This window comes from Candidatus Neomarinimicrobiota bacterium, assembly GCA_041862535.1.
Classification (GTDB): domain Bacteria; phylum Fidelibacterota; class Marinisomatia; order SCGC-AAA003-L08; family TS1B11.
This window is the reverse complement of the sequence record JBGVTM010000156.1, coordinates 1-6,659: the sequence shown is the minus strand read 5'-3', so window position 1 is coordinate 6,659 and position 6,659 is coordinate 1. Positions and strand designations below refer to the sequence as shown.

The 6,659-nt window shown below is 56.7% G+C and carries 5 protein-coding genes; all 5 read right to left on the bottom strand.

The window, feature by feature from the left end; all coding sequences use genetic code 11:
* A partial coding sequence (locus ACETWG_05815; protein MFB0516105.1) for a DUF4258 domain-containing protein occupies nt 1-241 on the bottom strand: 241 nt, incomplete at its 3' end.
* A gap of 86 nt (nt 242-327) precedes the next feature.
* Nucleotides 328-1,617, bottom strand: a complete 1,290-nt coding sequence (gene hisS, locus ACETWG_05810) for a histidine--tRNA ligase (GenBank protein ID MFB0516104.1) — start codon at nt 1,615-1,617, stop codon at nt 328-330.
* Between the two features lie 108 nt (nt 1,618-1,725).
* Nucleotides 1,726-2,205 (bottom strand): PTS sugar transporter subunit IIA, encoded by a 480-nt coding sequence (locus ACETWG_05805; protein ID MFB0516103.1) that lies wholly within the window; start codon nt 2,203-2,205, stop codon nt 1,726-1,728.
* A 76-nt stretch (nt 2,206-2,281) separates the two neighbouring features.
* Nucleotides 2,282-5,767 carry a putative LPS assembly protein LptD gene (locus ACETWG_05800; GenBank protein MFB0516102.1) on the bottom strand — a complete coding sequence of 1,162 codons (3,486 nt, stop codon included), beginning with the start codon at nt 5,765-5,767 and terminating at the stop codon, nt 2,282-2,284.
* Nucleotides 5,749-6,659: replication-associated recombination protein A (locus ACETWG_05795; protein MFB0516101.1), on the bottom strand; the 911-nt coding region annotated here is incomplete at its 5' end. The genes ACETWG_05800 and ACETWG_05795, both read right to left, overlap by 19 nt.

The following is a 6,659-nucleotide window of genomic DNA, read 5'->3' as shown; positions in this document are numbered from 1 at the left end:
ACTGATTTTCATCATTATACGCCCATACACTATGCACAGGTTCACCAATAAATATATCACCATATATAAGACAGCTGGGGTAAGGACTGTCCTCGGGATACTCTTCAATAATCTCCCCCCGGAAGATGCTGTAAAAGATCTCATCGAAACCGAGACGGTCAGCCTGGGCTTCTTCATCAGCGTGGTCCGATATCCGGACACGATGGTTTCTTATGGCGTCAACGATATCGCCTATAGTCACAGGACACCACTAACAGATAAGTCGGAGTCGTTAATGTACGATCACCCCTAACCTTTTACACAGAAGGAAGGCTAAACCTTAGAACCTTACGCTTTTATCGGCCCGTTATGTAACACTCTATCCAAATGCTCTGCCAGCTTATCCGCGGCCACCTCCTGCTGTTCGCCGGTGTCCAGGCGCTTGACGGTGCAGGTGCCCTTTTTGACCTCCTCCTCGCCGAGGATTACTGCCGTGCGGGCACCGGAGCGATTGGCCGCCCGCAGCTGGGCCTTGGCACTACGACGGAGGGTTTCCAGCACGGCGATATAACCAGCCGCCCGCAGCTCCTGGGCGCAGGTGATGGCTGGCATGCGCGCTTCGTCAGCCAGGACCACCAGATAGACGTCCAGCTGCCGGGGAGTGAGCTTTTCTCGGAGACGATCACCCGCCACGAGGAGCAGCCGTTCAAAGCCAGCGGCGAAGCCCACCGCAGGGATATCCGGGCCACCGAGCTGCTTCACGAGCCTATCATAGCGCCCACCGCCGCAAAGGGCATCCTGCGCGCCCAACTGCGGGGATATGATCTCAAAAGCGGTGCGGGTATAATAGTCCAGGCCCCGCACCAGCCGGGGGTCATGCTCGAAAGGAATCCCCAGCGCCCTCAGTCCCTCCTGCACTTCCTGGTAGTGCACCTGATCATCGCCGGAGATGTAGTCAGAAATGGGCGGGGCGTGCTGTTCCAGGATAGCCTGGGTTTCGGGACTTTTGCTGTCAAAAAGGCGCAGCGGGTTGGCCTTGAGGCGCTGTTGGTCCAGATTATCCAGGTCAGCCGCGTAGGGCTGGAAAATTTCCCGGAGGAGCTGCAGATAATCGCCCCGCATCTCAGGGCTCCCAATGGTATTCAAGCGGAGGGTGAGACCTTCAGGTTCGAATAGGCTGCATAGATCATAGGCCAGGGCGATGACTTCCACATCCTGCTCCGGGTAGGGTGAGCCAATGGCCTCCACGCCAAACTGGTTAAACTGGCGCAGGCGTCCTTTCTGAGGCCGTTCCTGGCGGTAGAGGTCATCCAGATAGTAGAGGCGAGTGAGGGGTGCCTCGCGGTCGAGGTGGCTCTGGAGGTATGCTCTAATCACCGGTGCCGTAAGCTCCGGCTTAAGGGTGAGGCTCTTGCCTCCCTTATCAGCAAAGGTGTACATCTCCTTGTTGACAATATCGGTCTCCAGACCCACTCCCCGGACGAACAGTTCAGTGAGCTCGAAGGCGGGTGTGCGGATCTCCTGATAGCCATACGTGGCCATTACAGCGTGAACGATCCATTCCACAAAGCGCCAGAGATGGGTCTCCCCGGGAAGAATATCCTGGACCCCCCTGATACGCTTTATCTGTTCGCTCACCCTGGCCTCATCGGCGGACTACAGCGGTGGTTCGAGCGCCGGGTGTCCAACCTTGTGGATGTAGGTGGAAAGTGAAGGGCAGGACTGCTACGGTTGGCATCAACCATTTCAGATGGGAACATCCTCTTCCCCGGTTTCCCATTTACGGAGGATTTGCAAAACTTCTTTGGGGGTGCGGGTCTCCAGCAGAGCACTGCGCAATTCACCGTCACTCAGCAGCTTGGCAATGCGGGTAAGCAGCTTTAAATGCTTATCCGGTTGTTTAACCGGGCTAATGAAGAGGACAAAGATGTGACACAGGACACCATCAACGGCATTGAAGTCTACCCCTTCAGGGGAAATCCCCATCACCATCGCCACATCTTTCACGCTGTCGCTGAGCCCATGGGGCAGGGCCACGCCTTTGCCGACACCGGTACTCATCCGTCGTTCCCGCTTGAGAATGTTCTCCAGGCACTCCTCGGTGGAGTCTATAACATGGTGTTGTTCCAGTACGAGCAGGAGTTCCTGGATCGCCGAGCTTCGGTCAATGGCGTGCATAGGCAGGACGATGAACTGCTCGGAAAGGAGGGCGGAAATACTACTCATCTGAGCGCGCCAATTTTAACCCATTATGCAGCGATTACAAGAGTTTTCGAAAACCTAAGGAAGGAGGTCAAGCTTATTAGAAAAATTGGGAATACAGGCCGCTCTGCCGGCCGCCACGGTTCTCATACTTGATATCGCGCAGGTCGGCGTCCATTACGTTGATGCGCAGCATGAAGCCCCGCCCATAACCGGATGGGGTCCAGCTGAAAGAGAATTCCCAGCAATGGAGCTGGTGGTACAATTGAATGTCATGACTGACCAGCTCTTGAGTTGTCATGTCAAAGCGGGCGCCGTAGCGCACCTTCCAACCGGGACCAATGCTCAGTTTAAGATCCCCATTCAGCCAGAAGGTCTCGCGTCGCTTAGGATCCAGGGAGGGGGTCAGGCTGTAGCGCAGGCCCAGGGTAGCTTCCCAGAGGTTACCTGGCGCGATATCAGGCTTGACCACCCGGCGACGCAATGAACCCTGCTCTTCAAGCTCTTCCAGCTCTGGCTGGAGCGTATCGGCTGGTACCTCTTCCTCCACTTCCTCCTCCGGGAGTGGGATAAACCGTTTGCCCGACAGTCGCAGGCGGGTACTGGCGTTCATCTGGGAGAGCCGGGGGATTACCCTAATCCGGTTCACCCGGCGCCGGACAGTTTCGTCCCACTCGTAGAAGTCATGCTCCATGGAAATATCCAGGTTCAATTTCTGGAGGAATGGCGACCGGAAACTGGATCGGATCGGATTGAGCCTGAGGCTATCAGCAGTGAAGTTGTAGCCGGTACTTATATCCCATGTGAGGAGGTTGGTCTTGATTTCCTCGCCTTCCACCTCGTGTTTAGCCTGGAACAGGTTGGACACGGAGATGCTCATTGACTGGTACTCTCGGCTGGGTGTGCCGCCAATAGGTGAGCCGGAAAACTTGTCAAACAGTTCGCCCGACTTACTTTCTTGAAAGTAGCCCAAATCGAATCCGAGCAGCTCTTTCGAGAAATCAGGGGTGTACGAATAGGATATGCGCGGCTTGATCACGTGGCGAACCGCTTCCAAGGAGCCGATCCGAAGGGGAAGCAGGCCGTAAAGGGCTGTTTGTGCAGAAAGGGAGAGCTGGCCGGTGTGCCGAGCGGTGAATTCCCTAATCTCATCATAGACGACCGATCCCCTTGCATCCCGCAAGAAATACTCCCCCGTAGAGTCAAGCCGGGCCCTACGATAGGTGGGCGTCCCGTCCTGAGCGATACCCAGGTTGAGGTTCAAGGTGATATATCGGAAAAGGTTCTGCTGAGCCTGCAGGCTGATACTATTCCTGACAGAGGCACGGTTGTCGTATATCCGTGTTGCCGACCACTCGAGGGTGTCCTTCATAACGCTGGAATCGGCCTGCAAAAAGACGGTCTGGATGTTGTTCAGATTGCTTTGAACAGACCAGTAGATATTATGATACCACCTGGGAAGTTGGCCTTTGGCCGGTTTGAACAGGGCTTCCCGGCTGTGACCGAAGCTGATTCTGGGCAGCGTACGGGTCTTTTCCAGTTTGGTCTGGCCCAGGGAGTCCGGGGGGATTCTAGCGGCCTGCAGATCATATTTCTCTTGCAGGGCCAGGGAGAGGCGGTCAGGTGATCCCAGCCAGCGTTTACTATAGCTGGCATTAGAAACAATTTGCTGTCTCAAGCGCGTCTGACGATCCAGACCGAGATCCCGGAACATGCCCGGATCGGAGGTGAACATGGCATTCACGTTAAATTGCTGGGTGGGATCAATGGTCTGGTTATGGCTCCAGGAACCGCTCCACTGGTTGGCGGCTTTGCTCTTGGTAAAGAGGTTGGAAATGTTCCGTTCATCTACGATTCGAAAGAGGGTTGCATTCAGCCACCCGCCGTATTTATAGCGTTTGCTATATCGGAACCGCCCCCGGGCCTGGATTCCCCGTTCGTCAAATAGGTCCAGCCAGGCGGTGGCATCAGTATAGTCGTTGATCACCGCGAAATAGCCCAATCCTTCGAGGTAACGACCGTGGGTCCTGCTCTGTCCATAGCTGGGCATGATCCAACCGGTGCGGCGTCCACCCGACTCATTGGGAAAAACGATAAAAGGGAGCCCCAGAAGCGGCACATCCATGAGATAGAGGATGACGGGCTTGGCAATCACTTTGTCGCCCTGGAGCATTTTCATTCGTTGGGCGGCAAAGTAGAAGTGGGGGGTGTCATGGTCGCAGGTGGTGTAGAGACTACGCCGAACGTAGTAGACATTCCCGGGGTGACGGTACAATAATTCCCCGAGGTAGTGGCCATTCTCCAGCTGTGTCTTCCCCTTTACGACGCGACCCATTTCGGACACCAGGTTGAATTCCATCAGCTGCCCATACATGGGATCGTGGCCCAGCTGGTAGAGGGTAGGCTGCTGGTCGAAGGCCCCTTCGGCGCGTAAGAGATTGTTCTGCCAAGTCACCAGGATATAGCCGGCGGCCAGTCCGTTTTCCCGGTAGTCGACCCGGGCGCCGCGCTCCAGATAAGTCACCTCTTCAGGGATATGGTAGTCGATATATTCCGCCCGATAGATAACCATCGTGTCCACTTCAGTATTGCCCCGCTCCGGTTCAAAGCGTCCCCGGGCACCACCCTGCACCTGGATGCGAACCAGTTTACCGTCTTCATCGAAGTCCATGGTAAGTGTATCGCCGGTAGCGTGGTTCACTCCCTGCAGGACTGAATCCTCAACCACATGGTAAATTGACGAGACCATACCCTGTTGCTGCACGGTGGCCAAGCGACCATCGACGAAACTGGCTTCCATTGTGCGGCTGGTGAAAAGATCAGTGAAGGCCTGCCAGTCACGGCGGGTGGGCGACAACAGGGCGTGTATCAGGTTGGTGGCTTCGGCCCCTTCCTGCACCAGTCCCGTCCGGAGCTCATCCTCTTCATATATCAACCGCATCCTGGTGCCACGGAGATCTCGGTTGCCCTCCGTCACTTCAGCCTCGTCGATCAAATCCAGGACTCCTGTGAGATCATTGTAGGTCATCAGTTGGCCGGTTACGCGCCGGTCGCCCTCCACGATTACCACGCCACCCAAAGCATGGAAAGAGGCCCCCCGCTGTCCATCCGTTTTCTGATAACGGAATTCGTTCGTGGAGAGCCGGCGCTCCGCCTGGGTCATCACCACCTCTCGCTTGGCGATGCCCGAATCCAATTGCGTCCAGTAGATCAACTCCCTGGAGGTAACGGTCTGGTCTTCCTGTTCGAATTTGACCCCACCCCAGGCCTGGAACCGATCCTCCCGGCTGTAGAAGACCAGGGAATCGCAGGTCAGGCGTTCATTGGGTCGCACCATCGTTACCGAGCCGGCCAGGTGGGCCCGCTCTGCGTTACGATAAAATACGGCACGGTCGGCAAAGAGCTCCATCTCACCCTTGCGGAGTTTCACCTTACCGGAGAGCGAGTCCACTACCTGTCCCTGGCGATTGATATGCTCCCAGACGTCGGCGTAGAGCAATCGGAGGCGCTCATCGGCCGGTGGGGCGGCAACCAGCCGAGCAAACAACAGGCTAAGGGTGAGGAGTGTCAGTACCGGTCGGACCACAGCTTTTCCAGCCGTTGGCGGATAAATTTTTCGTGACCCTGGTTTGTGGGGCGGTAGAACACTTCAGGCGCCATAGTCTCGGGGAAATAGTCAGCTTTAGTGAAGTGTCCCGGCTCACTATGGGGGTAGACATAGTCTTTGCCATAGTCCATGGCGGCCATGAGTCCGGTGGCCGGGTTACGCAGGTGCAGGGGGACGGTCTGGGCGCCATCTTCCTTGACCCTCCTGGTGGCCCCACTGAGCGCCAAATAGCTAGCATTGCTCTTGGGTGCCGAGGCAAGATAGGTAGTCACCTGGGCGAGTACCAGCCCACCCTCCGGCAGACCGACCATATGAACCGCCTGCATCCCGCTGGTGGCGACCACCAGGGCCTGGGGGTCGGCATTGCCGATATCCTCCGAAGCCAGGATCACCAGCCGCCGGGCGATGAACTCCGGTTTCTCGCCGCCTTCGAGCATTACCGCCAGCCAATAGACGGCTGCATCGGGATCGCTGCCCCGGACGGACTTGATAAAGGCCGAGATGGTATCGTAGTGGTAGTCGCCGGCGCGGTCATAGAGGAGTCCCCGCTGCTGGAGCGCTTCCTGCACATCCTTTTTCGTCAGGCTGAAAGCCTGTTGGTCGCCATAACGGTTGGCGGCAATCTCAAGGGCGTTGAACATTTTGCGGGCGTCGCCACCGGCAGACTCGATGAGCAGTGCCCGTACCTGGTCGGACAGGGTAATGTTTCGCTGGGCCAGGAGGATATCCTCTTTCAGGGCCCGGTCCAGCATAGTTGCCAGCTGTTCGTTGTTATAGGGGGGCAGGCGGATTACCCGGCAGCGTGACAGCAACGGGCCGATGACTTCGAAGCTCGGGTTCTCTATCGTGGCACCTATGAGGATGATGGTGC

Coding starts and splice junctions, on each gene's coding strand:
- ACETWG_05805 (MFB0516103.1), bottom strand. CDS start 2,205: ATGAGTAGTATTTCCGCCCTCCTTTCCGAGCAGTTCATCGTCCTGCCT.